Source organism: Dyella lutea (assembly GCF_024158035.1).
Lineage (GTDB): Bacteria > Pseudomonadota > Gammaproteobacteria > Xanthomonadales > Rhodanobacteraceae > Dyella_A > Dyella_A lutea.
Genome location: NZ_JAMZEK010000004.1, coordinates 47,732 through 72,662, shown reverse-complemented (window position 1 = coordinate 72,662; position 24,931 = coordinate 47,732). Strand labels below are relative to the sequence as shown.

Below are 24,931 nucleotides of genomic sequence, written 5' to 3'. Positions count from 1 at the left end.
CCACGGGCTTTACGCATCTTTACCTACGCGCAAAGAACATACACGCGGGGGTGTCGTCCAATGATCGCCAGTCCTCCACCCACGCAAGAGGTGTTACCCATGCGCAAGACGACCACCCTCGGCTTCCTCCTCGCTTCGGCCCTGACGATCACCGGCGCCGCCTTCGCCGCCGGCGGCAACCACGACGGGGGGCACCGCCCCGGCGACCACGGGCACCGCGATCACCACGGCATGCGCGAGGCCTTCGCCAAGCTCAACCTGACCGACGCACAGAAGGCCAGCATCAAGCAGATCACCCAGGCCAGCCGCGAGCAGAACAAGGGTCAGTGGCAGGCCCTGCATACGCAACGCGAGGCGTTCGAGCAGATGACCCCGGACCAGGTCGGCTACCAGGCCGCGGCGGCCCGGCTGGCGCAAGCCGAAGGCCAGGCGACCCAGGCCCGCATCGAGCAGCGCGCCAGGGTGAAGGCGCAGATCTACGCGGTGCTGACGGCGCAGCAGAAGGCCCAGCTGGCGACCATGCGCAGCCAGCGCGAGGCGCGTCGCGAGCAGTGGAAGGAGTTCCGCCAGAGCCATCCGGTGCCGTCGGCCAGCTCGGCGCAGTAACTCCCCGGCATCCACTCGAAGCGTCCGGCGCCAGCGTGAGCTGGCGCCTTTTTTCGTGGCACTCACGGGACATCCACGCCGCGGCGACGAGCTGCAGGCGCGGCCTTCATGCGTGGCACCGGACCATCCCCGCACACCCGGGAGCCGCCGATGAGACGCCTGAGCCTGATCACCGCCAGTTTCGCCCTGCTTGCCGGATGCCACGGCAAGCCGCCGACCGCATCACCCGCGGCGGGCGACTCGACACCCCACCGGTTCACCGCTCCGTCGCTGGGGTTGTCGATACCGATACCGGCCGATATGACGCTGCACCGCGATTTCGATCGCAGCTATCTGGATGCCGCCGCCTGGCAGGCATTCGCCGGACCGCACGGCCAGGGCCAGCCGCTGGCCGCCCTGGTGCTGAAAGGCTCGAACCGGATCACCTCCGCCGAGCTGCGCATCAGCGAGAGCGGCGACGCCGACGCACTGGCCCACTGCGAGGACACTCCGGCCAGCGCAAAGCCGGGCTCGATCGCCAGCCAGACGCTGGACGGGACCCCGTTCCAGCGCTTCCGTGCCGGTGATGCGGCGATGAGCCACTACCTGCAGGTGGAGGGTTACCGGGCGGTGCGCGACGACCGCTGCGTGGCGATCGACCTGCTGGTGTACGGCACCCGGCCGGAGGTCTACGCCCCGCCGCGCACGCCGCCCTTCAGCCAGGCCCAGGCGTGGCAGGCGCTGCATGCCGCGCTGGCCGGAGTGCACTGGTCACGCTGAGCGCTCAGCGCACGCGCCAGTGGCCGGAAACCCATACATGCGGCGCGGCCCAGTAGCCCGGTATCCACACGCGCGCATGACCGCGGGCCGGCACCACGATGCAGCCGGCCAACAGGGCGCTGGCGCCCAGCAAGGCGGTGGAGATCAACAGACGTGATGCGAATCGGCGCATGGCGCACTCCCGATGTGGATGGTGCTGCCAGGAACGGCCCGACGCGCCGTGGGCCGACTACCGCGGAAGCTTGCGGACGGCCACCGTTCATCGTACGGGCATCGACCTCATGGGGAGGCCTCCAGCGCCCGCACGCGCTGGCCGTCGACGAGGCGATCGTCCGGATAGGCCACCACGCGGTCGCCTGCCTTGAGCCCGGCGAGAATCTCCACCGCACCGTCCCCCTGCATGCCCGGCGTGACCTCGACCCGGCGTGCGCGCCCGCCGGCGACGCGGAACACCATCCAGCGGCGGCCCTCGCGGAACAGCGCGCTGGAGGGGGCCTGCAGCATGTCGTCACGGCGCGCCACCTCGAACTGCACCTCGACCCGGAAACCGTCGCCCAGCGCCGCCCACTGCGCGCGCGGCGCGGTGATCTGCAGCCAGACCAGGGTGCGCTGCTCCTCCACGCCGAGCGCGGACACCTTGGTAAAGGCGCCGGGCTCGATCCGCAGCACGCGCGCCGGCAGCGGCCGGTCGCCACCCCAGCGCAGGATCCGCGCCGCCGAGCCCGGATGCAGGCCGATCACCTGCTGCGACAGCGCCTGCACCATCACCTGCAGTTCGTCGAGGTCGCCGATCTCCAGTAGCGACTGCCCGGCCTGCACCGGCACGGTGCTCTCCTGGTAACGATGCAGCACCACGCCGTCGACCGGCGCGCGCAGTTCGATCCGCTCACCGCCGCCCTGGCCCTGCCCCTTCAGAAGCGCCGCCAGCGCATCGCGCTGCTGCGCAGCTGCGTGCTGCTCGGCACGCGCGGCCGCGGCGGCTGCAAGCGCGCGGGCGACCCGCGCCTCGGCCTCATCCAGCGTGGCCGCGCTGACCACGCCGCCGGCGCCCAGCGTGCGCATGCGGCGCACGTCGCGCGAGGCCAGCTCGGCGTCCGCGCTGGCCGCCGCCAGACGCTGCCGCGCCGCCTGCATCGAGGCCTCGGCCGCCTGCTGCTCGGCGAGCAGGCGGGCACGGTTGGCCGCATCGAGCAGTGCGCCGTGCATCGGCTCGATCACCGCGACGACCTGACCGGCCTTCACCGCATCGCCCTGCAGCAGGTTGATCCGCTGCAGCGTGCCGGCGAGCGGCGCCGAGACCACCCAGCGCCGCGGCAACTGGGTCCGCCCCTCCTCCTCGAAGCGCTGCACCAGGGGACCACGCTGCACCGTGGCGATGTCCACCAGGCGCGGCGAGGCCTGCCATGCCCAGAGGAACGCCGCGGCGAGCGCGACGGCAAGGATGACCAGGGCGATCAGGTACGGGCGTTTCATGCGCACGACGGGTTCCTCATTCGCGGGTCTTCAACACGCCGATCAGATCGAGCCGGTGGATGCGCCGACGCACCAGCAGCGCCGACAGCAGGCTGGCCACGCACACCGTCGCCGCGGCAAACGCGTAGGTGGCAGTGGTGAGCCGCACCGGCACGCGGAACAGCTCGGACTGGAAGCCCTGGGTCATCAGCCAGCACAGCGCGTATCCGGCGACGAAACCCAGCGGCACCGACACCAGCACCAGCACGCCCAGCTGCCCGAGCAACAGCATGCTGACCTCGCCCTCGGTCATGCCGAGCACGCGCAGGCTGGCCAGCTCGCGCCCGCGCTCGGACAGGCTGATGCGCGCGGCGTTGTAGACCAGTCCGAAATTGATCACGCCGCCGAGCAGCGCCGCCACCCAGGCGAATACCAGCATGCTCTCGCCCATGGTCGCGTAGAAACTGCGCACGGCGGCCAGCCGCGAATCGACGCCGGCCACCCAGGGACGCCGGTTCAGCTCGGCATAGACGTCCGGCGCGGCCCCGGGCATCACGCCCAGCAGCACGCCGGAAACCACGTCGCCGTCGCCCAGCAGCCGGTTGAGCGCGTCCAGATCCATGTAGCCCTGCGCGCCGATGTACTCGTGCACGAAGCCGGCCACCGGCACGCTGACGTGGCGGCGATGGCCGTCCAGCGCCTGCACTTCCACCCGGTCGCCGGGCCGCAGGTCGAGCATTTGGCCGAGGTAGTCGGTCAGCAGCACGCCGTCGCTGCGCGGCAGCACCGGCCGCAGCGTGGTGTCCAGCGGGCGGCGCAGTCGTGCGCCGGGCGGCAGGCCCTCGAGCACGGTGCGGTAGCTGTGCAGGCCATGCACCAGGCGCACCGGCGCCATCCGCACCGGTTCGGCCGCGCGCACGCCGGGCAACGCAGCCAGCTCCGGCACGACGCCGCGCGGTGCCGGCTCGACGAAGCTGACGGACAAGTCGTGCCGCTGCGCGATGCCGAGCTGGGTGTCGACCATGGTCTGCACGGCGTCGCCCTGGAAGCGGCCGACCATCATCACCGCGCTGGCCATCGCCAACCCGAACACGGTGAACGCCGCGCGCCCGGGACGACGCCCGAGGTCGCGCAGCGCCATGCGCACGGCGGGCGTCAGCCAGCGACGCAGGCCCAGCCGCTCGACCAGGCTCGGCCCGAACCGGGCCGGCGCCGGCGCGCGCATCGCCTCGGCCGGCGGCAGGCGCACGGCGGCGCGCAGTGCCATCAACGCACCGGCCGCGGCCGCGCCCAGGCTGACCGCCAGTCCCGTGGCGACCGCGACCGCGCTCAGCCGGTAGGCAAGGAACGGAAACCGGTAGATGCCCTGGTAGACATGGGCCAGCCAGCCGCCGAGCGCTGCACCCAGGGCGATGCCGAGCAGCGCGCCGGCACCGGCGATCACCGCGGCGATCCCCAGGTAGTGCCGGGCCAGCGCGCGGTCCGGGTAGCCGAACGCCTTGAGCACGCCGATCTGATCGCGCTGGGTGCCGAGCAGGCGCATCAGCACCACGTGCACCAGGAACGCCGCGACGCCGAGGAAGATCGCCGGGAACAACCGCGCCATGGTTTGCAGCTGGCGCATCTCCTCCTCCAGATAGCGGGCCGAGGTCTGCTCGTGGCGACCGTATGCACCGACGCCGCCGTAGCGCGCCAGCAGACTATCCAGCGCGGCGATCACCGCGGCCGGCTTCGCCTCCGGCCGCAGCCGCAACACCACGCTGTTGAACGCGCCATCCATCGACAACGCTTTTTCCATCGCATGCCGGTTCATCCACGCCACGGCGTAGCGCCGGAAATCCGGGAACACCGCGCCGGGCGGACTCTGGTAGACGTACTCCGGCGAGGTCGCCACGCCGACCACGCGCAGCCAGCGCTGGCGCCCGCGCAGGGTCAGGCTCAGCGTGTCGCCGGCGCGCAACGCGTGGGCGGCGGCGAAGGCCTCGCCGAGCACCACTTCGTTGTCCACGTCCGGATTCGGCAGCCGCCCGCTGCGCAGCTGCAGGCGGTTGAGCAGCGGCTGCCCGCCCTCTTGCGGCAGCGAGACCAGCTCGACCCGCACCGGTTCGCCGAAGCCGGGCACGCCGAGCGTGCCGGCCGCCATCAGCCGGGTCTGCGCGGTCTGCACGCCGTCGATGGCCGCCAGCCGCGGGGCCAGCGCGTCCGGCGCGCGCTTGAGCGGCGCCCACAGGTCGGCCAGCGCGCCCTCGCGGTAGAACCGCTCCCGCGTCGCGGTGAGCGACTGGTAGGTGGACTGCGACATCACCAGCGTGGCGACGCCGCCGGCGATCACCAGCGCGATCGCCAGCGCCTGCCCGCGCAGGTGCCACAGGTCGCGCCACGCCTTGCGTCCCAGCGCCCTCACCAGCGCAGCTCCCGCGCCGGAATGCGCTGCTCGGGGCGCGACTCACGCACGATGCGGCCGTCGCCCAGGTACAGCACCCGGTGCGCCATGCGCGCGATGTCGGCGTTGTGGGTGATCACCACCGTGGTGGTGCCCAGCTCGGCGTTCACCCGCTCCAGCGCCTCGAGCACGCGCACGCCGGTGGCCGAGTCGAGCGCGCCGGTGGGCTCGTCGCACAACAGCACCGCCGGCCGCTTGGCGATGGCGCGGGCGATCGCCACCCGCTGCTGCTGGCCGCCGGAGAGCTGGGCCGGAAAATGGTCCATGCGGTCGGCCAGGTCCACCCGCGCCAGCGCTTCCTCCGGGCTCATCGCGCCCTCGGCCAGGTCGGTGACGATGGCCACGTTCTCGCGCGCGGTGAGGCTGGGGATGAGGTTGTAGAACTGGAACACGAAGCCGACGTGCTCGCGGCGGAACAGGGTCAGCTCGCGCTCGTCGGCACCGGACAGGTGGTGTCCCTCGTACCAGACCTCGCCCGCAGTGGGCACGTCCAGCCCGCCGAGGATGTTCAGCAGCGTGGACTTGCCACTGCCGGACGGCCCCAGCAGCACCACGAACTCGCCGCGGTACAGGTCCAGGTCGACGCCGCGCAGCGCATGCACCTCCACCTCGCCCATGCGGTAGACCTTGGTCAGGCCGCGGGCGCGGAAGACGGCATCGCTGTCCGGAAGGGCGGGCGTCCCCATGCATGGCTCCGTGACACCGCGCGGAGGTGTCGTGCCGAGCACCCTAGACGCTGCGCGATCCCGCCGACCTGATCCTGCGCAACTACCGGCCCGATTGCCGGCGCGCGGTCAGGCGCGGGCGGCCAGCGCCGCCACCGTCGCGCGGTAGCGGGCGGCGATGCGCTCCTCGTCGTGATGCACGAAGTCGCGCACCACCCAGCGGCCGCCGCACATCACGTGGCGCACCAGCGGCGCGTTGCCTGCGAACAGGAAGCTGTCCATCGCCGAACCGGCATCGCGCGCGGCGAGCAACGGCGCCTCGTCATCCAGTACGAGCAGGTCGGCGCGCCGCCCCGCGTCCAGTGCGCCGACCGGCAGGCCCGCGGCTTGCGCACCGCCGCGCAGCGCTGCGCGCCACAGCGTCTCGCCGACGCTGGCGCCTTCGCTGCGCGCAGCGATGTTGCGATGACGGGTGACCAGCCGCTGACCGTATTCGAGCCAGCGCAGTTCCTCCACCGGCGACACCGAGATGTGCGAATCCGAGCCGACGCCGAGCACGCCGCCGGCATCGAGGTAGTCGGCCAGCGGGAACAGGCCGTCGCCGAGGTTGGCTTCGGTGGTCGGGCACAGGCCGGCGACGGCGCCGCTGCGCGCCAGACGCGAGGTCTCGTGGCCGGTCAGGTGGGTGGCGTGGACCAGACACCAGCGCGCGTCCACGTCGGCGTGGTCGAGCAGCCATTCGACCGGCCGGGCGCCACGCACGGCGAGGCAGTCCTGCACCTCGCCGAGTTGCTCGGCGATGTGGATGTGGATCGGCCCGGCCTGCGCCGCACCCGTCGCCAAGAGCATGCGCATCGCGTTCTCCGGCACGGCGCGCAGCGAGTGCAGCGCGATGCCCACGCGCAGGTCGGCCGACTCGTGCGCGCGCAGCGCCTCGAGCAGGCGCAGGTAGTCGGACACCTCGGCATGGCCGAAGCGGCGCTGTCGCGGCGCCAGCGGCCGGCCATCGAAGCCGCCGGTCATGTACAGCACCGGCAGCAGGGTCAACGCGATGCCGGCCTCCTTCGCCGCCTCGATCAGCGCCAGCGACATCGCCTCGGGCTGCGCGTAGGGCGCGCCGTCCGGCTGGTGATGCACGTAGTGGAACTCGCAGACCTGGGTGTAGCCGGCCTTGAGCATCTCCACGTACAACTGGGCGGCGACCGCCTGCAGCGATTCAGGGTCGAGCGCCGCGGCGAAGCCGTACATCGCCTCGCGCCAGGTCCAGAAGCTGTCGTTGCCCGGACCGCGCCGTTCGGCCAGCCCGGCCATGGCGCGCTGGAACGCGTGCGAATGCAGGTTGGGCATGCCCGGCAGCACCCAGCGGCCGAGGGGCTCGCCGACCGCATCGGGCGACTCGGCCAGATGCCCGGTGGCATCGACGGCCAGTTGGCCGTCGGCCCGCCAGCCCTGGGGCGTCCAGTGGACATCGGCACTGGGGGATTCTTGCGAAACCGGCGACATCATGGGGGCGATCCGTCGAAAAGCCGCAGTGTAGCGGCCCGCGTCGACCCGGCCTTCGCGGCAGTGCGGCATAATGGGCGGATGGCCAGGAAGATTTCCGAGCAGGCACCCAAGCTGCAGCTTCGGCTGGCGGTGCCCGCGGACGTGCCCCAACTGGTCGAGCTGACCGCCCGCGTCTATACCGCCGAGTGGGGTCATTCGGCGGAAATGCTGCGCTCCCAGCAGACGCACTTCCCGGAAGGCCAGTTCGTGGTCGAGTACGAGGGACGCATCGTCGGCTACTGCGCCACCTTCCGCATCGACGAGGCCACCGCGCTGGCGCCGCACACCTGGGTGCAGATCACCGGTGGCGGCATGGCCTCGCGACACAAGCCGGACGGCGACTGGCTGTACGGGATGGAAGTGGTGGTGCACCCGGACTACCGCGGCATGCGCATCGGCCAGCGCCTGTACCAGGCGCGCAAGCGGCTGTGCCAGGACCTGAAGCTGCGCGGCATCGTGTTCGGCGGACGCATTCCCGGCCTGGCGAAGAACCTCGCCCGCTACGGCAGCGCCGAGGCCTACGTGCAGGCGGTGGTCGAGGGCCGGCGCCGCGACCAGACGCTCAGCTTCCAGTTGCACAACGATTTCGAACTGGTCGGCCTGCTGCGCAACTACGTGCCGTCGGACTACGACTCGCTCGGCTACGCCGCCCACCTGGTGTGGCGCAATCCGCGGCTGCTGGATCATCCGGACATGCCCTCGGTACCGACGCCGCAGCGCCTGCCCGAATCGGTGCGCGTGGCCTCGGTGCAATACCAGCAGCGGCGGATCACGTCGTTCGAGGAGTTCGCCACCCAGGTGGAGTACTTCACCGACATCGCCGCCGACTACAGTGCCGACTTCGTCACCTTCCCCGAGCTGATCACGCTGCAGCTGCTGTCGATCGAGAACGAGGAGCTCTCGCCGGTCGAGGCGATCCGCAAGCTGAGCCAGTACACGCCGCAGGTGAAGGAACTCTTCAGCCACCTGGCGGTGCGCTACAACATCAACATCATCGGCGGCTCGCACCCGACCGAGCAGCCGAACGGCGACATCCACAACGTCTGCTACGTGTGCCTGCGCGACGGCTCGATCCACGAGCGCGAGAAGCTGCACCCCACGCCCAGCGAACGCACCGTGTGGAACATCACCGGCGGCGAGAGCGCGGCGACGATCCAGACCGACTGCGGCCCGATCGGCGTGATGATCTGCTACGACTCGGAGTTCCCCGAGGTCGCCCGTCACCTCACCGACCAGGGCGCGCTGATCCTGTTCGTGCCGTTCTGCACCGACGTGCGCGAGGGCTACCTGCGCGTGCGCTACTGCTCGCAGGCACGGGCGATCGAGAACCAGTGCTATGTGGTGCTCTCCGGCAACGTCGGCAACCTGCCCGGCGTGAACAACTTCGACATCCAGTACGGCCAGAGCTGCATCCTCACGCCCAGCGACTTCCCGTTCGCCCGCGACGGCATCGCCGCCGACTCCACGCCGAACATCGAGACGGTGCTGTTCGCCGACCTCAGCCTGGAGAACCTGGCCAAAGCCCGCAACGCCGGCGCGGTGCAGAACCTCAAGGATCGCCGCTTCGACCTCTACCAGACGCGCTGGCATACGCTGGCGCGCTGACCCCTTCCCCTCCAGCCCGCGATCCGATGACCGACCACCACCAGCAATCCCCTCCCCCGCCCTCGTCCAACCCGCGCCTGCAGGCGCTGCTGGGCCACGAATTCTTCGCCCCGGCCCAGTGGAAGCGCCGACTGGCGCTGTGGATCGGTGCGGTGCTGGTGGCGCTGGCGGCGATCGTGTTCGCCAAGGCCAGCGACTGGTCGTTCCACCTGTTCCAGAAGGTGCTCGGCTACGGCGTGTGGATCCCGCTGATCCTCACGCCGATCGTGTTCGCCGCTCTGGCCTGGGTGACCGAGGGCAGGCTGCGCGCCACGCGCGGCAGCGGTATCCCGCAGGTGATCGGGACCCTGCACATCGAGGACGAGGGCTTCCGCGCGAGGATGCTGGCGCTGCCGATCGCCGCCGGCAAGATGATCCTCACGCTGATCGCGCTGGGCGTCGGTGCCTCGATCGGCCGCGAGGGTCCGACCGTGCACGTGGGCGCGGGCCTGTTCTACACACTGGGCCGGCGCTTCGGCTTCACCGACCCGAAGGCGGCTTCGCGCTTCATCCTGGCCGGTGGCGCAGCCGGTATCGCGGCGGCGTTCAACACGCCGCTGGCCGGCGTGGTGTTCGCCATCGAGGAGCTGGCCGGCACCTTCGAGCACCGCTTCAGCGGTCTGCTGCTCACCGCGGTGATCGTCGGCGGCGTGGTCTCGCTGGGCATCATGGGCAACTACGCCTACTTCGGCGAGGTGGACGCCAGCCTGCCGCTGGGCCACGCCTGGCTGGCGGTGCTGCTCACCGGCATCATCTGTGGCCTGCTCGGCGGCCTGTTCGCGCGACTGATCCTGCTCAGCCGTCGCGGCCCGCTGGCCACCATCGGCCGGCTGCGCTCGCGTGCACCGGTGCTGTTCGCCGCCGGCTGCGGCCTGGCGCTGGCGGTGCTGGGCGTGCTCACCCACAACAACATCTACGGCACCGGCTACGACCAGGCCCGCGCCTTCGTGCAGGAGGCCGCCACCACCCCGGGCCAGGGCTTCGGCATCGCCAAGCTGCTGGCCAACGTGGTGTCGTACTGGGCCGGCATTCCCGGCGGCATCTTCTCGCCGGCGCTGGCCGTGGGCGCGGGCCTGGGCCACAACATCGCCACCTTCCTGCCGGGCGTGCCGGCTGCGGCGGTGGTGCTGCTGGGCATGAGCGCCTACCTGTCGGGCGTGACCGGCGCGCCGCTGACCTCGGCGGTGATCGCGATGGAACTGACCGACAACCAGGACATGGTGATCCCGATCATGGCCGCCTGCCTGCTGGCCCGCGCGGCCGCGTCGATCTTCAGCCCGACCCCGGTCTACAAGGATTTCGCCGAGCGCATGGTGCAGGATTTCGAACGCCAGCACGCTGCCGCCCAGGCCGAGGCCGAAGCACATGGCGACGGCCACCCCACCGCCGCACCAGACGACCTGGAGGTGGTGGAACCGATGCCCGCCGGCAAGACCAGCGCCTACGACGAACAAGCCGCTCCGCGCGACTACGAGGAGCCGGCCGCACCGCCGCACGACACCGCACCCGACGCCCACTGAGCCGGAGGTCGCCGCGATGAACGCAACGCGCTGGGACGTGCTGCTGACCGGAGCCAGGCTGGCGACCTTCGCCGAGGATGCGCCGTTCGGCCTGATCGACGACGGCGCACTGGCGATCGCCGGCGATCGCATCGCCTGGGTGGGGCGACGCACGGAACTGGACACGGTCGACCACCCGTCCGCCGTCGAGACGATCGATCTGGGCGGCGCGCTGGTCACGCCCGGCCTGATCGACTGCCACACCCACCTGGTGTTCGGCGGACAGCGCGCGCGCGAGTTCGATATGCGCCTGCACGGCGCCAGCTACGAGACCATTGCGCGGGCGGGTGGCGGCATCGTCTCGACCGTGACCGCCACGCGCGCGGCCAGCGAGGACGAGCTGTTGGCCAGCGCCTCGGCGCGTGCGCGCGCCCTGCTGGCCGACGGCGTCACCACGCTGGAAATCAAGTCGGGCTACGGCCTGACGCTGGACGACGAGCGGAAGATGCTGCGCGTGGCGCGCCGGCTCGGCGAGGAACTGGGCATCACCGTGCGCACCAGCTTCCTGGGCCTGCACACGGTGCCTCCGGAATTCCGCGAGCGGCGCGCGGCCTACCTCGCCGAGGTCTGCGACCACTGGCTGCCGGCGCTGGCGGAGGCAGGCCTGATCGATGCAGTGGATGCCTTCTGCGAACGGATCGCCTTCACCGCGGAAGAGACGCGTCGCCTGTTCGAGCGGGCGACCGCACTAAACCTGCCGGTGAAGCTGCACGCCGAGCAACTGTCCGACCAGGGTGGCGCGGCGCTGGTGGCGGAGTTCGGCGGGCTGTCGGCCGACCATCTGGAACATCTGGACGAGGCCGGCATCGAGGCAATGGCCAGCGCCGGTACCGTCGCGGTTCTGCTGCCGGGGGCATTCTACGCACTGCGCGAGACTAAACTTCCACCGGTGGATGGCCTGCGTGCCGCCGGAGTGCCGCTGGCCGTGGCGACCGACTGCAACCCGGGCACTTCCCCGCTGCTGTCGCTGCGCCTGGCAGCCGGCATGGCCTGCACGCTGTTCCGGCTGACTCCGGAGGAAGCCCTGCGCGGCATCACCGTGCACGCCGCACGCGCGCTGAGGCTGGTCGACCGCGGCACGCTCGCCGCCGGCCAGAGGGCGGATCTGGCCGTGTGGAATGTGCGCGAGCCGGCCGAACTCTGCTACTGGATCGGCGGCACCCTGCTCCGCCAGCGCTGGGTCGGCGGTCGCCGCGCCGGCTGATTCCGCGTCACGCCTGCCGCGGACACGAAAAACCCCGCCGCGGCGGGGTTTCTCTTGCGTCGCCTGGCGCGTGGGCTCAGGCGGACTTCTTCTTCGGTGCCGCCTTCTTGGCCGCCGCCGGCTTGGTCACGGTCGGCTTGCCGCCGGCCACGGCCGGCTGGGCGCCATGAGCGCGGCTGTTGCCGTAGCTGGCACGATTGATCTTGCCGCGGCGGGTCCTGCGATCGCCCTTACCCATGGGAACTCCTCGATGATTCGTTGATGACTGGTACGGCCGACCATCGTAGCAGTGGACCCGCAAATCGCAAGACGGCGCGGCGCCGCCGTTCAGTGCACGCAGGTGGGGCCGTGGATGTGCCCGTTCAGGCGGTCGGCACGCAGGTTAAGGAAGTGCGAGAAGGCCAGCAGCAGACCACCGATCGTCACCAGCACGCTGTGCACCACGATCGAGTACCCCTCGGCCAGGGTCACGCCGAGCAACAGCAGGGTCAGTCCCGGCAACGCGAACGTCAACGGCTGGGGCACGCGGTGGCGCCGATAGCCGCGCCCCAGGCTGAACAGGGCAAGCGCACTGGCGAACATCACGAACCCCCGCTCGAAGGCATGGCTGGCCAGGAACTCCAGCCCCACCAACGGCAGGATCGCCAGCAAGAATGGAAGCGCAGCGCAGTGGATCGCGCAGAGGAACGAGGCCGTGGCGCCGATGCGATCGGCCACGTGCCACCAGAAGGATTTGTCAGAAGGCTCGGGTTGCATGGGGTCGCCCCAGTCAACGGCGGCGGGGAGGACCGCCTGTCTGGATCAGGATGTTACTTTATAACACTGCCGCTTGCCAACCCGGAGCCGGCGGCCCGCGTGGGTCGGTTCAGTCCTTGCGGCAGTTGCGGCACACGCCGTGTACTTCCAGCGTCTGCGCCTGCGGCCGGAAGCCGAAGCTCTCGGCCTGGGATTCGATCAGTGCCGCGACCCGCTCGTCGCACACTTCCTGCGCGCTGGAGCAGACATCGCAGATCAGGAACGGCACCTGGTGTGCCTCGGCCGGATGGTGGCAGGAGACGAAGGCGTTGACCGATTCGAGCTTGTGGATAAAGCCCTGCTCGAGCAGGAAATCCAGCGCGCGGTAGACCGTGGGCGGTGCCGCATTGCCATGATGCTCGCGCAACTGGTCGAGCAGGTCGTAGGCCTTGACCGGCTTGCCCGCCGCCGCCACCAGCTCCAGCACTTCCTTGCGCAGCGGCGTGAGCCGCAGGCCGCGCTCCTCGCTCGCGTGCGAAACCGCCTCGACGAAACCCTCCGCGGTCTCCTCGTGGTGCGTGTGGAACTTGCCCGCTGCCTGCTTGCTCAATCGGTTCACCTCGACCGGGATCATACATCGGGCACCGCATGCACCCGATACCGCCAGATGGGGACGAACGGCAGGAACGAAAGTTCGTACGGATCAGCGCGACGGACGTCGTGGCGGCAAGGGCGGCGGACGGCTGGCCGAGGGTGGCGGCAGGCGCCAGACCACCCACCAACCGACCGGTCCGAGCAGCAGTGCCCAGACCACGCCCGCCCCGGTGCGTCCGCGCCACCATCCCAGCGCGGCACCGACCGCGACGAAGAACAGGCTCCACCAGGTCAGCGCGGCCCAGGGCACCAACGCCATCAGGTTGGCAAAGACGTGCCAGAACGCGCCCGGCGCATCCAGATCCACGCCCTGCGTTGCCTTGGCCAGCAATTCATCCATGCCGGAGGCCGGGGCGACGATGCATGGCGCGGCCGATCAGCCCTGCGCGCGCGCGATCGCGTCGTCGATGCGCTGCAGCGCCACGTCGCGGCCGGCCAGATAGATGGTGTGGTCGATCGACGGCGACACCTGGGTGCCGGTCATCGCCACGCGCAGCGGCTGGGCCACCTTGCCCATGCCCAGTTCCAGTTTCGCCGCCACCTGCTCGATCACCGCATGGATCGGCTCGGGCTTCCACGCGCAGTCGGCCAGCAGCGCCTTCGATTCGGTCAGCACGGCGACCGCGCTGTCGTTCCTCAGGTGCTTGGCGACGGCCTTCTCGTCCCATTCGGGGATAGGGCCGAACCAGATCGCCGCGCGCTCGGCCATCTCCTTCAGCGTCTGCACGCGGTCGCGCAAGGCGACGATGAGGTCGGCCGCAGCCGGACCCTTCGCCGGATCCAGGCCCGCCTGGCGCAGGTGCCACTCGAATTCAGGTGCGATGGTCTGCGGATCGCCGGTCTTCAGGTAGTGCTGGTTCAGCCACTTCAGCTTCTCGGTGTCGAAGCGCGAGGCGGCCTTGTTGACGTCGGCGATGTCGAACAGCTTCACCATCTCCTCGCGCGAGAAGATCTCCTGGTCGCCGTGCGACCAGCCGAGACGCACCAGGTAGTTGAGCAGCGCATGCGGCAGGTAACCGCCGCTGCGGTACTCCATCACGCTCACCGAATTGGTGCGCTTGGAGAGCTTCTTGCCCTCATGGTCGAGGATCATCGGCAGGTGCGCGAATTCCGGCACCGGTGCGCCGAGCGCGTGGTAGATGTTGATCTGGCGCGGGGTGTTGTTGACGTGGTCGTCGCCGCGGATCACCTCGGTGATGCCCATGTCGATGTCGTCCACCACCACGGCGAAGTTGTAGGTCGGCCAGCCGTCGGAGCGGAAGATCACAAGGTCGTCCAGCTCGCTGTTGGCGATCTCGATGCGGCCCTTGACCTTGTCCTCGAACACCACCGAACCCTCGGTGGGATTCCTGAAACGGATCACCCGGTTCGGATCGTCGCGACGGGCCTCATGGAAGCCGGGCTCGTTGCGGTCGCGGTAATAGCCGTTGTAGCGGGGCTTGTCGCCGGCCGCCATCGCGGCCTCGCGCATCGCCTCGATCTCTTCCTTCGACTCGTAGGCGTAGTAGGCCTTGCCCTCGGCCAGCAGCTTGTCGGCGACTTCCTTGTAGCGGGCGAGCCGCTGGGTCTGGTAGACCGGCGCTTGGTCGGCATCCAGGTCGAGCCAGTGCATGGCGTCGAGGATCGCCTGCACCGCCGCGTCGGTGGAGCGCTCGCGGTCGGTGTCCTCGATGCGCAGCACGAACTCGCCGCCGCGACGACGCGCCTCCAGCCAGCAGTACAGCGCGGTGCGCGCACCGCCGATGTGCAGGAAGCCGGTGGGACTGGGGGCGAAGCGGGTGCGGACGGTCATGGGATACTGGCGCGATGCGAAAGGGAACGTTCCATTTTAGACCATCCGGCCGGTTGTGCCGGCTGATGCCGTGGGCGATCGCGCTGGCCGCTTCGGCCGGGTCGGGGACAGTCCAGGCACAGACCCGCAATCCCGGCTACGACCGGCCCGGCATGGGCTTTTCGCCCGTCGTGCTGGATGCCGGTGCGTTCACCATCGAACAGGGCCTGCCGGATGTCAGTGAGGACCGCAACGGTACCTCGACCACCCGCCTTTGCAGCGCCGACACCCTGCTCCGCCTGGGTCTGGGCGGACCGCTGGAACTGCAGCTCGGCAGCACGCCGTGGAACCGGCTGGCGGCCCCCGGCGGCGACCTGCACGGGCGTGGCAGCAGCAGCCTGGGCCTGAAGTTCGCGCTGCCGGCCGGCGGCTCGGCGTGGAGCTGGGGACTGCTCGGCAACGTGACCTTCACCGATGGCAGCCGCGCGTTCCGCGCCGACCGCCGCCAGTACGCACTCGCGCTGGAGGTGAACTGGCAGGCCAGCGCGCGGCAATCGCTCGGCCTTTACGTGGCCGATGCGCGTGCCGGTGGCGACAGCCGCACGATCGCAGTCAGCGACTCCGTGTCCATCACGCCCCGACTGAGTGCCTACCTGCAGGTGGCGACGCTGCATCCAACCCATGCACAGGCAGGCCAGCTCGCCGGCGCGGGCCTGGCCTGGATGGCCACGCCGCGCCTGCAGCTCGATGCCGGCTTCAACCACCACCTGGCGGGCAACGCCTCGCGCTGGCAGGCCAACCTGGGCGCGTCGTACTACTTCGGCAACTGAGCCGGCCCGCCCTCAGCGGCGCGGTTTCGCCTCGCAGCCCCAACCGCGGCACAGCTCCATGTTGGGATTGCGGAACCGGCCACCCACCGCGATCGCGCCCGGGCCCTCCAGCGACACCGGGTGGATCGAGGCCTTCGCGCTGCCCAGGTCGATCACCGGCAAGACCTCTTCATGCCGGGACGGTATCGCGCTGACCAGCTCGTAACGCACCTCGAACAGCGGGTGATGTGGCCTGGGCGGCACCTTGTCGGGGGCGACGAACCCCACATCCGCCTGCTGCGGCGGCACGGCAGCGGCAAGGCAGCCCATCGGCAGGGCCAGTCCCAGGCACAGCAGCATCGGCTTCATGAGGACTCCTCAGCGCCGCACAGGTGGGGGAAAGCGGGCGCGCACCTGATGGTAGCCCTTTCGGGGCGTCACCAGGACGTCACAGCCGCGCCATGCCCGCGAAACCTCCCCTGCCCACGCTATGCCAAGCCACACAGAGGCACGCCATGCGTATCGGCATCGTCACCGAAACCTATCCGCCGGAGATCAACGGCGTCGCGCTGACCGTGCACAGCCTCGCCGCCGGACTCGCGTCGCTGGGGCATTCGGTCGAGGTGATCCGACCGCGGCAACCGCAGCCGTTCGCCGACGAACCGGGCACGCTGCCGGTGGAGACCCGTGGTGCCTCGCTGCCGCGCTATCCTGGCCTGCGTTTCGGATTGCCCGCCGGACGGATGCTGCGCCGCCGCTGGACCCGTTTGCGGCCGGACGCCATCTACGTGGCCACGGAAGGCCCGCTGGGGTGGTCGGCCATGCGCGTCGCACAGCAGCTCGACCTGCCGGTCGCCACCGGCTTCCACACCCGCTTCGATACCTACGCTGCTCACTACGGGGTCGGCTTCCTGACCGAAGCGGTCCGCGGCTATCTGCGGCGCTTCCACAACCGCGGCGGCGCTACGCTCGTGCCTACCGAGGCGCTGCGGCGGGAACTCAACGACATGGGCGTGGCCAACGCGCGCATCCTGCGTCGCGCCGTGGACACCCGGCTGTTCCATCCGCAGCACCGCGACCCGGCGCTGCGCCTGCAGTGGGGCGCCGAAGGCCATGCTCCGGTGATGCTCTACGTCGGCCGCATCGCCGCGGAGAAGAACCTCGATCTGGCCGTGCGCAGTTTCCGCGCGCTGCAGCAGCAGATGCCTGAAGCCCGCTACGTGTGGGTCGGTGATGGCCCCGAGCGCACAGCGCTGCAGGAGGCCCACCCGGACTTCATCTTCGCCGGCATGCAGCGCGGCGACGCGCTGGCACGGCACGTGGCCAGTGCCGACCTGTTCGCCTTCCCGAGCCTGAGCGAGACCTTCGGCAACGTGATCCTGGAGTCGCTGGCCGCCGGCGTGCCGGTGGTCGCCTATCGCGAAGGCGCCGCGCGCGAGCACATGACCGACGGCCACAACGGCTACGTGATCGAGCCGGACAACGAGCCGCGTTTCATCGAGGCGGCGATCACCCTGGGCAGCAACCCCAGCCTGATCCGCCACATGGGCCGCGCCGCCCAGGCCAGCGTTGCCGCACTGTCGCCGGACGCGGTGATCCGCGATTTCGAATCCCTGCTGATGCAGCTCGCCGAGGAGAAGCGCCATGTCCCGCCTGCCGCCGCTGCCCACGCCTGAGCTTGCCATCGGGCCACGCTTCGCGATCGACCGCCGCATGTGCGTGGCGGCCAACCGCTGGGGCGCGCGCCGCGCGGTGGGCGTGTTCTTCGGTGCGATCAGCCGCCTGGGCGATGGAGTGTTCTGGTATGCGCTGATGGCATCGCTGGCGCTGCTGGATGGGCGGCGCGGACTCACCGCCGCCGCGCACATGGCGCTCACCGGACTTACCGCGCTGCTGCTGTACCGCCTGCTCAAGCGCTGGACCCGGCGCCCGCGGCCGTTCCGCGCCTGCCCCGGGGTGATCGCGCACGTGCCGCCGCTGGACGAGTTCAGCTTCCCCTCCGGCCACACGCTGCAGGCGGTCGGCTTCACCGTCGTGGCGCTGGCCTGGTATCCGATGCTGGCGCCGCTGCTGCTGCCGTTCACCACGCTGGTCGCCGCCTCGCGGGTGATCCTTGGACTGCACTACCCCAGCGACGTGCTGGCGGCGATCGGCATCGGCGGCGCGCTCGGTTCGCTCGCGCTGTGGCTGGGCCACTTCGCCCTGCCGATGTGATCAGATCGTAGGCATCACGTGCACGAGTGCTGTGCGATCAGCACGATAGGCCACCTATCCACAGGCTTTTCCCAGCGACCTCCACAGCCGCTGTGGAAAACACGCGCGCGACTGCACAGAAAATGAGCGACGCGTGGCAAGTGTCTGATCGCAAACATGCGAATCGTGCTTGTCCACAGGCTTTTCCGCAGGACACCCACACCGGCTGTGGACAACGCCGGACACGCAAACGAAGAAGCCGCCGCACCGGAGGGTGCGACGGCTTCGACGGATACCTGCTGCGATCTGCGGATCAGGCCGCGCGCGGCGCCTTCATCAGCAGGCCAAGCACGTCGGCGAGCTTGTCGCGCATCTCGCGGCGATCGACGATCATGTCGATCGCGCCGTGCTCGAGCAGGAACTCCGAGCGCTGGAAGCCTTCCGGCAACGTCTCGCGCACGGTCTGCTCGATCACGCGCGGGCCGGCGAAGCCGATCAGTGCCTTCGGCTCACCGATGTTGATGTCGCCGAGCATCGCCAGGCTGGCCGACACGCCGCCGGTGGTCGGGTTGGTCATCACGCTGATGTACGGCACGCCGGCGTCGCGCAGCTTCGCCAGCGCGGCCGAGGTCTTGGCCATCTGCATCAGCGAAAACAGCGACTCCTGCATGCGCGCACCGCCGGTGGCCGAGAAGCACACCAGCGCACTGCGCTCGGCCAGCGCCTTTTCCGCCGCGCGGGCAAACTTCTCGCCGACCACCGAGCCCATCGAGCCGCCCATGTAGGCGAACTCGAAAGCCACCGCGACCAGCGGGCGCTCCTTGAGCTTGCCGCTCATGGCGACCAGCGCGTCCTTCTCACCGGTGGACTTCTGCGCAGCGACGACGCGATCGCGATACTTCTTCGAGTCGCGGAACTTCAGCGGATCGGTCGGCTCGAGGTTCGGCCAGAGCTCGACCGTGCTGCCCTCGTCGAGCAATGCGGCCAGGCGCGCGCGCGCGCGGATGGCGTGGTGATGTCCGCACTTGGGGCAGACCATCAGGTTGCGCTCCAGCTCCGGGCGGTAGAGCACCGCACCGCAGCCACCGCACTTGTCCCACACGCCTTCAGGCACCTTGCCCTTGCCGGCGGCGGGTGCGCCCTGGGTGCGGGCGCGCGGGGTCATGATTTTCTGCAACCAGTTCATTGCGACACCTCAAACGTTCCTGACCGAAACGGTCAGGCAACCGTTTCAGTGTGCATCGAGTGCGGCGCGGATCGGTGCCAGGAAGTCCTTTGCCCGGGCCACGGCTTCGTCCGCCGTGCCTGCCCCGTCCAACCGCTCCACCAGCGCGCTGCCGATCACCACCGCATCGGCGAAGGCGGCAATCTCCTTCGCGCTCTGCGCATCGCGCACGCCGAAACCCACGGCCACCGGCGCGCTGGCACGCGAGCGGATGTCGGCCACGCGGGACGCGATGTCCCGGGTGCTCAACCGCCCGGCGCCGGTGATGCCGGCAAACGACACATAGTACAGGAAGCCCTCGGCCACCTCGCACAACTGCGCCATACGCGCGGGTGCGGTGGTCGGCGCCGCCAGGCGGATGGTCTTGAGGCCGGCGGCACGCAGGGGCTCCAGCACGGCGGACTCTTCCAGCGGGCAATCCACCAGCAGCACGCCGTCGACGCCCGCGGTCGCGGCCTCCGCGGCGAACGCCTCGTAGCCGTGGATCTCGACCGGGTTGAGGTAGCCCATCAGCACCACCGGCGTGTCCGTATCGCGCTGGCGGAACTCACCGACCCAGCGCAGCACGTCGCCCAGGCCCACGCCCCTGGCGATCGCCCGCTCGCTGGCGTGCTGGATCACCGGGCCGTCCGCCATCGGGTCGGAGAACGGCACGCCCAACTCGATCAGGTCCGCGCCGGCTTCCACCAGCGCGTGCATCAACGCAACCACGGCTTCGGGCGAAGGATCCCCGGCGGTGATGAACGGGATCAGGCCGGTGCGGCCGGCGGCCTTGAGCGAGGCGAAGCGTTGATCGATTCGGGACATGGGAACCAGCAGCGAAAAGTGAGTGAAGAGAAGTGAGGAGTGAGAGGTGGCAAGTCCGGGAGATTCGAGTGACGTGGAGCGGAGTGGCTTTCTCTCACTTCTTACTCCTCCCCACTCACTCCTGCCTTCAAACAGTGACGCCTTCGCGCGCGGCGATCGTGTGCACGTCCTTGTCGCCGCGGCCGGAGAGGTTGCACAGCACCAAGCCCTCTCTTGGAAGCTCGCGCGCGAGCTTCATGGCCTGCGCCACCGCATGGCTGGACTCCAGCGCGGGCAGGATGCCCTCCATCCGCGCCAGCAGGTGGAACGCCTCCATCGCCTCGGCATCGGTGACGCCGACGTATTCGGCGCGGCCGGCGTCCTTGAGGAAGGCGTGCTCGGGGCCGACGCCGGGGTAGTCCAGGCCGGCAGAGATCGAATGGGTCTCGGCGATCTGGCCGTTGTCGTCGCACAGTACGTAGGTGCGGTTACCGTGCAGCACACCGGGGCGGCCGGCGGCCAGCGAGGCCGCGTGCAGGCCGCTGCCGATGCCCTCGCCCGCCGCCTCGGCGCCGACGATGCGCACGTCGCGGTCGTTGAGGAATTCGTGGAACAGGCCGATCGCGTTGGAGCCGCCGCCGACGCAGGCGGTGATCGCATCCGGCAGGCGGCCGTACTCGGTGAGCATCTGCGCGCGCGCCTCGCGACCGACGATGGCGTTGAAGTCGCGCACCATCATCGGGTACGGATGCGGGCCGGCCACGGTGCCGATGATGTAGAAGGTGTCGGCCACGTTGGTGACCCAGTCGCGCATCGCCTCGTTGAGTGCGTCCTTCAGCGTCTTCGAGCCGGAGGTCACCGGCACCACCTCGGCGCCGAGCAGCTTCATGCGGTAGACGTTGATCTTCTGCCGCTCGATGTCGGTGGCGCCCATGTACACCACGCACTTCAGGCCCAGCCGCGCCGCCACCGTGGCACTGGCCACGCCGTGCTGGCCGGCGCCGGTCTCGGCGATGATGCGCGGCTTGCCCATGCGCTTGGCGACCAAGCCCTGGCCGATGGTGTTGTTGATCTTGTGCGCGCCGGTGTGGTTCAGGTCCTCGCGCTTGAGGATGATGCGGGCGCCGCCGACGTGCGCCGACAGTCGCTCGGCGTGGTACAGCGGGCTGGGCCGGCCGACGTAGTGGGTGAGGTCGCGGTCCAGCTCGGCGAGGAATTCCGGATCCTTGCGCAGGCGCTCGTAGGCTTCAGTCAGCTCGGCCAGCGGCGCCATCAGCGTCTCGGCCACATACTGGCCGCCGAACTGGCCGAAGCGGCCGTGCGGATCGGGCCAGGCGTGGAAGTCGGTGACGGCGGGGGTGGCGAGCGGTGCGGGCGTGGCCATGGCGGGTGTCCTGTGCGAAAAACTGCGATCCACCGACCTGTATTGTCGGGGTGACGCCCAGCATAGGCGCCTCTGCCAGGGGGAAAAAGCGAGAAGTTCTCACCGACATGTGAGTAAATATCACACATGACCGAACGTAACCTGCCTCCGCTCAACGCCCTGCGGGCCTTCGAGGCAACGGCCCGCCTGCAGAGCGTGAGCCGGGCTGCCGAGGCCCTGCACGTGACCCACGGTGCGGTAAGTCGTCAGATCCGGCAGTTGGAAGAGGCGCTGGGACGCCCACTGTTCACTCGCCAGGGACGCGGCCTAGTGCTCACAGAGGCCGGCGAGCGATTGCGCGACACGGCCGGTGCCGCATTCGAGCAGCTACGCGATGCCTGGACCGACCTGTCGCGCCCCGCGCGGGCACCGTTCGTGCTGGGTTGTCCGGGCAGCGTGCTGGCACGCTGGGTGATCCCGCGACTGGACCGGCTCGCTGGCGACCTCCCAGACCTCACCCTGCACCTGTCCGCGCAGGAGGCGCCACTGCCGCCCGACCTGCGCGGCCTGGACGCCGCGTTGCTGATCGGCACCGCGCCGTGGCCCGCGGACTGGCGGGTTACCCCGCTGGCGCAGGAACGGATCGGCCCGGTGCTGAGCCCGCGCTATGCCGGCAGTGCGCGGCTGGCCGGATCGCCTGCATCCGCACTGCTGGACGAGACGCTGCTGCACACCGCCTCGCGCCCCCAGGCCTGGCGCGACTGGGCGGAGGCGTCGGGGCTGCGCACCACTCCGCAGCGGATGGGCCAGGGCTTCGCCCATCTCTACTACCTGCTGGAAGCGGCGCTGGCCGGACTGGGCGTGGCGATCGCACCAGAGCCGCTGGTGACCGACGATCTCGCCGCGGGACGGCTGATCGCGCCGTGGGGCTTTGTCGACACGGCAGCTAGCTGGGTGCTCGTGACACCCGCTCGTGCGAATGCCACGCGGGCCGCCGCGCTGGCCGAGTGGCTGACCGGCGAACTGGCCAGCCCCGCACTTACAGGTACTGCTTGATCGTCTCACGCAGCGCCGCCGCCTGCTCCGGCGTCAACTCAGCCAGCGCGCCACGCCGCCTGGCAGGGATGTGTCCCGCCGGATCGGTATCGCTGAAGGCGTAGTGGTCCAGCAACGACTTCCAGCCCGCACGTTCGGCAGGGCTGAGCCGGCGGAACGCCAGGACCGCGTGCAGCAGCGCGCCCAGCGCTGTCCCGGTGGCGGCGCCACCGGCCGGCACCGGCTTCCACCAGTAGTTCACCAGCGCGTTGAGCCGGCCGAGCGAGGCCACGTGGTGCCACCAAAGAGGCGGGATGTAGATCGCATCGCCCGGCTCCAGCTCGGCCACCTGCGCGTGTTCCAGCGCTGCGCGCAGGCGTGGGAAGCGCGGATCGTCGGGACGGTCCAGCCGGGCCAGGCTGATCGCCGCGCCGGTGGGCGCGAAGTCCAGCGGACCGATGTAGAGGTTGGCCACCTGCTCGGGCGGGAAAAGCGTGAAGCGCCGGCGCCCCGCGGCCACGCAGGCGATGTTGTGGTACTCGTCGAAATGCGCCGGCGTGGTCACCCGGTTGCCGATCCACAGGCGCGGCGCGATGGCCGGATCGAGCAGCGGCAGGGGATGGCCCGCCAGGAAACCCGGTAGGCAGTCGGCGATCGGCGCGCTCTGGATCGCCACCCCGTGGGGTCGGGCCTGCCGCGCCTCGTGGGCGATGCGGCGCAGGCCCTCGGTCACGGTCACGCGGAAGTGGTCGTAGTTGAAGCCGCTGAGGCCGGCGTTGTAGCCGACGCAGCCGCCTTCCTCCGGCGCCATCACCAAAGTGTCGACCTCGCCGCCGGCGTCGAGCGCGGCCAAGCCGCGAGCGAAGGCGGTGTCGGACTCGCGCGCCCACGCCACCGCCGGCCAGTGCGCGGCCAGTCCACGTAACACCAGCGGCGAACCGCGCGCGACCAGCGCGGCCATGTCGGGCAGCGGGTCGGACGGGCGAAGTTCCTCGATGAGCAGGCTCATCCGATCAGCTCCACTCAAGCCCGATCGGCGGCGCGCACCGCCGCGATGAAATCGGCCATGCGCTTGGGATCCTTGATCCCGGGCGAGGCCTCGATACCGCTGGCCACGTCCACCGCCCACGGCCGCGCGAGGCGGATCGCGTCGCCGACGTTGCCGGCGTGTAGCCCGCCGGCCAAGAGCAGCGGCTGCTCCAGCTCGGCGGGCATCAGCGACCAGTCAAAGGCCTTGCCGCTGCCGCCGGGTTCGCCCAGACCGTGGCCATCAAGCAAGAGACCCACCGCGCGAGGAAACTCACGCAGGCGCGGCAGGGCGGCGGCGCCCTCGCCCATCGCGACCGCCTTCAGATACGGCCGGCCGAATTGCGCGCACCACGCGTCGCTCTCGGCGCCGTGGAACTGCAGCAGGTCCGGCTGCACCTGCTCGATCACCGCGCGCACCGTCTCGACGCTGTCGTCCATCAGCAGCGCCACGGTGGTGACGAACGGCGGCATCGCGGCGACGATCGCCCGCGCCTGCGCCACATCCACCCGACGCTTGCTGCGCGCGGTGACCACCACGCCGATCGCGTCGGCGCCGAGCTCAGCGGCGAGCCGCGCGTCCTCGACGCGGGTCATGCCGCAGCACTTGATGCGGGTGCGGCTCACTGGCTCACCTCCGGCGGCAGGCCCCAGTGCGCCTCGTAGCGCGGGCCGATGAAGGTGAGCCCAGAGGACGGCGCGGTCGGACCAGCCACCTCGCGATTCTGGCCGGCCAGCAGCTCGCCCATCCACGCCACCGGTTGCTCACCGCGGCCGATCGGCAGCAGCGAACCGACGATGTTGCGCACCATGTGATGCAGGAAGGCATTGGCCTCGATCTCCACGATCACCTGCTCGCCCTCGCGCCGCACCGAGACCGCGATCACTTCGCGGCGCGCGTGCGCGGCCTGGCAGGCGATCGCGCGAAAGGCGGTGAAGTCGTGCTCGCCGACCAGCGCCTGCGCCGCGGCGTGCATGCGCGCGGCATCGAGCGGATGGCGCTCCCAGGTCACGTAGCGCGCGTCCAGCGCCGCCCGCACCGGGCGATTGAGGATGCGGTAGCAGTAGCGGCGGCTGCGCGCGGAAAAGCGCGCGTGGAACTCATCGGGCATCGGCTGCGCCCACAGCACCGCCACCGAAGTCGGCAGGTTGGAGCAGGCGCCGAGCACCCAGCCGCGCGGGTCGCGCTCGACCTCGGTATCGAAATGCACCACCTGGCAGCGCCCGTGCACGCCGGCATCGGTGCGCCCGGCGCAGGTCACGTCGATCGGCCGCGCGGCGACGAACGACAGCGCTTTCTCCAGCGCGCCCTGCACGCTGTCGCGGTGGCTCAGACGCTGCCAGCCGGAGAAGTCGGTGCCGTCGTACTCGATGCCCAGGGCAATGCGCATGCGGGAAGAAAACTGCGGTCAAAAGGGGGCCGAGCATAGCAGCCGGCAAGAAAAAGCCCGGGCCGA

Annotated in this window: 26 protein-coding genes; 9 read left to right on the top strand and 17 right to left on the bottom strand. The window is 70.3% G+C overall.

Annotation, left to right across the window (positions count from 1 at the left end; all coding sequences use genetic code 11):
• The first annotated feature begins 99 nt into the window (after positions 1 to 99).
• Both NC595_RS16945 and NC595_RS16940 read left to right on the top strand, forming a co-directional pair.
• Entirely contained in the window at positions 100 to 606 is a 507-nt protein-coding gene (locus tag NC595_RS16945; RefSeq protein ID WP_253568494.1) for a Spy/CpxP family protein refolding chaperone, read from the top strand.
• Positions 607 to 756: 150 nt separating this feature from the next.
• The gene (locus NC595_RS16940; protein WP_253568493.1) at positions 757 to 1,365 is read left to right on the top strand and encodes a hypothetical protein; all 609 of its coding nucleotides are present in this window, start codon (positions 757 to 759) and stop codon (positions 1,363 to 1,365) included.
• Between the two features lie 4 nt (positions 1,366 to 1,369).
• On the opposite strand, the gene NC595_RS16935 is transcribed toward NC595_RS16940, so the two are convergent.
• The 5 genes from NC595_RS16935 to NC595_RS16915 form a co-directional block, all read right to left on the bottom strand.
• Positions 1,370 to 1,537, bottom strand: a complete 168-nt coding sequence (locus NC595_RS16935) for a hypothetical protein (RefSeq protein ID WP_253568492.1) — start codon at positions 1,535 to 1,537, stop codon at positions 1,370 to 1,372.
• Between the two features lie 107 nt (positions 1,538 to 1,644).
• Positions 1,645 to 2,838 carry an efflux RND transporter periplasmic adaptor subunit gene (locus NC595_RS16930; protein ID WP_253568491.1) on the bottom strand — a complete coding sequence of 398 codons (1,194 nt, stop codon included), beginning with the start codon at positions 2,836 to 2,838 and terminating at the stop codon, positions 1,645 to 1,647.
• A gap of 16 nt (positions 2,839 to 2,854) precedes the next feature.
• Complete coding sequence (locus NC595_RS16925) at positions 2,855 to 5,221, bottom strand: ABC transporter permease (protein ID WP_253568490.1); 2,367 nt, start codon at positions 5,219 to 5,221, stop codon at positions 2,855 to 2,857.
• Positions 5,218 to 5,946 (bottom strand): ABC transporter ATP-binding protein, encoded by a 729-nt coding sequence (locus NC595_RS16920; protein WP_253568489.1) that lies wholly within the window; start codon positions 5,944 to 5,946, stop codon positions 5,218 to 5,220. Before NC595_RS16920 ends, NC595_RS16925 begins: the two co-directional genes overlap by 4 nt.
• A 108-nt stretch (positions 5,947 to 6,054) precedes the next feature.
• Positions 6,055 to 7,431, bottom strand: a complete 1,377-nt coding sequence (locus tag NC595_RS16915; RefSeq protein ID WP_253568488.1) for a formimidoylglutamate deiminase — start codon at positions 7,429 to 7,431, stop codon at positions 6,055 to 6,057.
• Between the two features lie 78 nt (positions 7,432 to 7,509).
• On the opposite strand from NC595_RS16915, the gene NC595_RS16910 reads away from it, so the two are divergent.
• Genes NC595_RS16910 through hutI form a run of 3 tightly spaced genes read left to right on the top strand, consistent with a single transcriptional unit; the run spans position 7,510 to position 11,877 of the window.
• Entirely contained in the window at positions 7,510 to 9,075 is a 1,566-nt protein-coding gene (locus NC595_RS16910) for a bifunctional GNAT family N-acetyltransferase/carbon-nitrogen hydrolase family protein (protein ID WP_253568487.1), read from the top strand.
• A 26-nt stretch (positions 9,076 to 9,101) separates the two neighbouring features.
• Positions 9,102 to 10,634, top strand: a complete 1,533-nt coding sequence (locus NC595_RS16905; RefSeq protein ID WP_253568486.1) for a chloride channel protein — start codon at positions 9,102 to 9,104, stop codon at positions 10,632 to 10,634.
• A gap of 16 nt (positions 10,635 to 10,650) precedes the next feature.
• Positions 10,651 to 11,877, top strand: coding sequence for an imidazolonepropionase (gene hutI, locus NC595_RS16900; RefSeq protein ID WP_253568484.1), 1,227 nt, complete (start codon positions 10,651 to 10,653; stop codon positions 11,875 to 11,877).
• Between the two features lie 76 nt (positions 11,878 to 11,953).
• On the opposite strand, the gene NC595_RS16895 is transcribed toward hutI, so the two are convergent.
• From NC595_RS16895 to gltX, 5 genes are all read right to left on the bottom strand, one after another.
• Positions 11,954 to 12,115, bottom strand: a complete 162-nt coding sequence (locus tag NC595_RS16895; RefSeq protein WP_017460430.1) for a 30S ribosomal protein THX — start codon at positions 12,113 to 12,115, stop codon at positions 11,954 to 11,956.
• Between the two features lie 89 nt (positions 12,116 to 12,204).
• Entirely contained in the window at positions 12,205 to 12,633 is a 429-nt protein-coding gene (locus NC595_RS16890; RefSeq protein WP_253568482.1) for a MerC domain-containing protein, read from the bottom strand.
• Between the two features lie 109 nt (positions 12,634 to 12,742).
• A complete protein-coding gene (locus NC595_RS16885) occupies positions 12,743 to 13,246 on the bottom strand; it encodes a transcriptional repressor (protein ID WP_253568480.1) in 504 nt (167 codons plus the stop codon).
• Between the two features lie 69 nt (positions 13,247 to 13,315).
• The gene (locus NC595_RS16880) at positions 13,316 to 13,606 is read right to left on the bottom strand and encodes a hypothetical protein (RefSeq protein ID WP_017460427.1); all 291 of its coding nucleotides are present in this window, start codon (positions 13,604 to 13,606) and stop codon (positions 13,316 to 13,318) included.
• Between the two features lie 36 nt (positions 13,607 to 13,642).
• Complete coding sequence (gene gltX, locus NC595_RS16875) at positions 13,643 to 15,058, bottom strand: glutamate--tRNA ligase (RefSeq protein WP_253568478.1); 1,416 nt, start codon at positions 15,056 to 15,058, stop codon at positions 13,643 to 13,645.
• Between the two features lie 65 nt (positions 15,059 to 15,123).
• Between gltX and NC595_RS16870 the strand changes: the two genes are divergently transcribed.
• Positions 15,124 to 15,867: a transporter gene (locus NC595_RS16870; RefSeq protein ID WP_253568476.1), complete on the top strand. Its 744-nt coding sequence runs from the start codon at positions 15,124 to 15,126 to the stop codon at positions 15,865 to 15,867.
• A gap of 12 nt (positions 15,868 to 15,879) precedes the next feature.
• Here NC595_RS16870 and NC595_RS16865 read toward each other — a convergent pair whose 3' ends face one another.
• Entirely contained in the window at positions 15,880 to 16,215 is a 336-nt protein-coding gene (locus tag NC595_RS16865; RefSeq protein ID WP_253568474.1) for a hypothetical protein, read from the bottom strand.
• Positions 16,216 to 16,361: 146 nt separating this feature from the next.
• Here NC595_RS16865 and NC595_RS16860 point away from each other — a divergent pair, with 146 nt between their 5' ends.
• A complete protein-coding gene (locus NC595_RS16860; RefSeq protein ID WP_253568472.1) occupies positions 16,362 to 17,522 on the top strand; it encodes a glycosyltransferase family 4 protein in 1,161 nt (386 codons plus the stop codon).
• Positions 17,491 to 18,060: a phosphatase PAP2 family protein gene (locus NC595_RS16855; RefSeq protein ID WP_253568470.1), complete on the top strand. Its 570-nt coding sequence runs from the start codon at positions 17,491 to 17,493 to the stop codon at positions 18,058 to 18,060. Before NC595_RS16860 ends, NC595_RS16855 begins: the two co-directional genes overlap by 32 nt.
• Before the next feature lie 292 nt (positions 18,061 to 18,352).
• Here the strand turns inward: NC595_RS16855 and accD are convergent, their stop codons facing one another.
• From accD to trpB, 3 genes are all read right to left on the bottom strand, one after another.
• Positions 18,353 to 19,225: an acetyl-CoA carboxylase, carboxyltransferase subunit beta gene (gene accD / locus NC595_RS16850; RefSeq protein ID WP_253568469.1), complete on the bottom strand. Its 873-nt coding sequence runs from the start codon at positions 19,223 to 19,225 to the stop codon at positions 18,353 to 18,355.
• A 45-nt stretch (positions 19,226 to 19,270) separates the two neighbouring features.
• Positions 19,271 to 20,071, bottom strand: a complete 801-nt coding sequence (gene trpA / locus NC595_RS16845; RefSeq protein WP_253568466.1) for a tryptophan synthase subunit alpha — start codon at positions 20,069 to 20,071, stop codon at positions 19,271 to 19,273.
• A 127-nt stretch (positions 20,072 to 20,198) separates the two neighbouring features.
• On the bottom strand, positions 20,199 to 21,434 hold the full coding sequence (trpB, locus tag NC595_RS16840) for a tryptophan synthase subunit beta (protein ID WP_253568464.1): 1,236 nt from the start codon (positions 21,432 to 21,434) through the stop codon (positions 20,199 to 20,201).
• A gap of 126 nt (positions 21,435 to 21,560) precedes the next feature.
• Between trpB and NC595_RS16835 the strand changes: the two genes are divergently transcribed.
• Positions 21,561 to 22,469, top strand: a complete 909-nt coding sequence (locus tag NC595_RS16835) for a LysR family transcriptional regulator (protein ID WP_253568463.1) — start codon at positions 21,561 to 21,563, stop codon at positions 22,467 to 22,469.
• Here NC595_RS16835 and NC595_RS16830 read toward each other — a convergent pair.
• The 3 genes from NC595_RS16830 to truA are packed head-to-tail and all read right to left on the bottom strand — an operon-like array spanning position 22,453 to position 24,865.
• A complete protein-coding gene (locus NC595_RS16830) occupies positions 22,453 to 23,457 on the bottom strand; it encodes a cupin-like domain-containing protein (protein WP_253568461.1) in 1,005 nt (334 codons plus the stop codon). The genes NC595_RS16835 and NC595_RS16830 overlap by 17 nt on opposite strands.
• 14 nt (positions 23,458 to 23,471) lie before the next feature.
• Positions 23,472 to 24,101, bottom strand: a complete 630-nt coding sequence (locus NC595_RS16825) for a phosphoribosylanthranilate isomerase (RefSeq protein WP_343214919.1) — start codon at positions 24,099 to 24,101, stop codon at positions 23,472 to 23,474.
• Entirely contained in the window at positions 24,098 to 24,865 is a 768-nt protein-coding gene (truA, locus tag NC595_RS16820) for a tRNA pseudouridine(38-40) synthase TruA (RefSeq protein ID WP_253568459.1), read from the bottom strand. The genes NC595_RS16825 and truA overlap by 4 nt, the downstream gene beginning before the upstream one ends.
• Positions 24,866 to 24,931 lie beyond the last annotated feature (66 nt).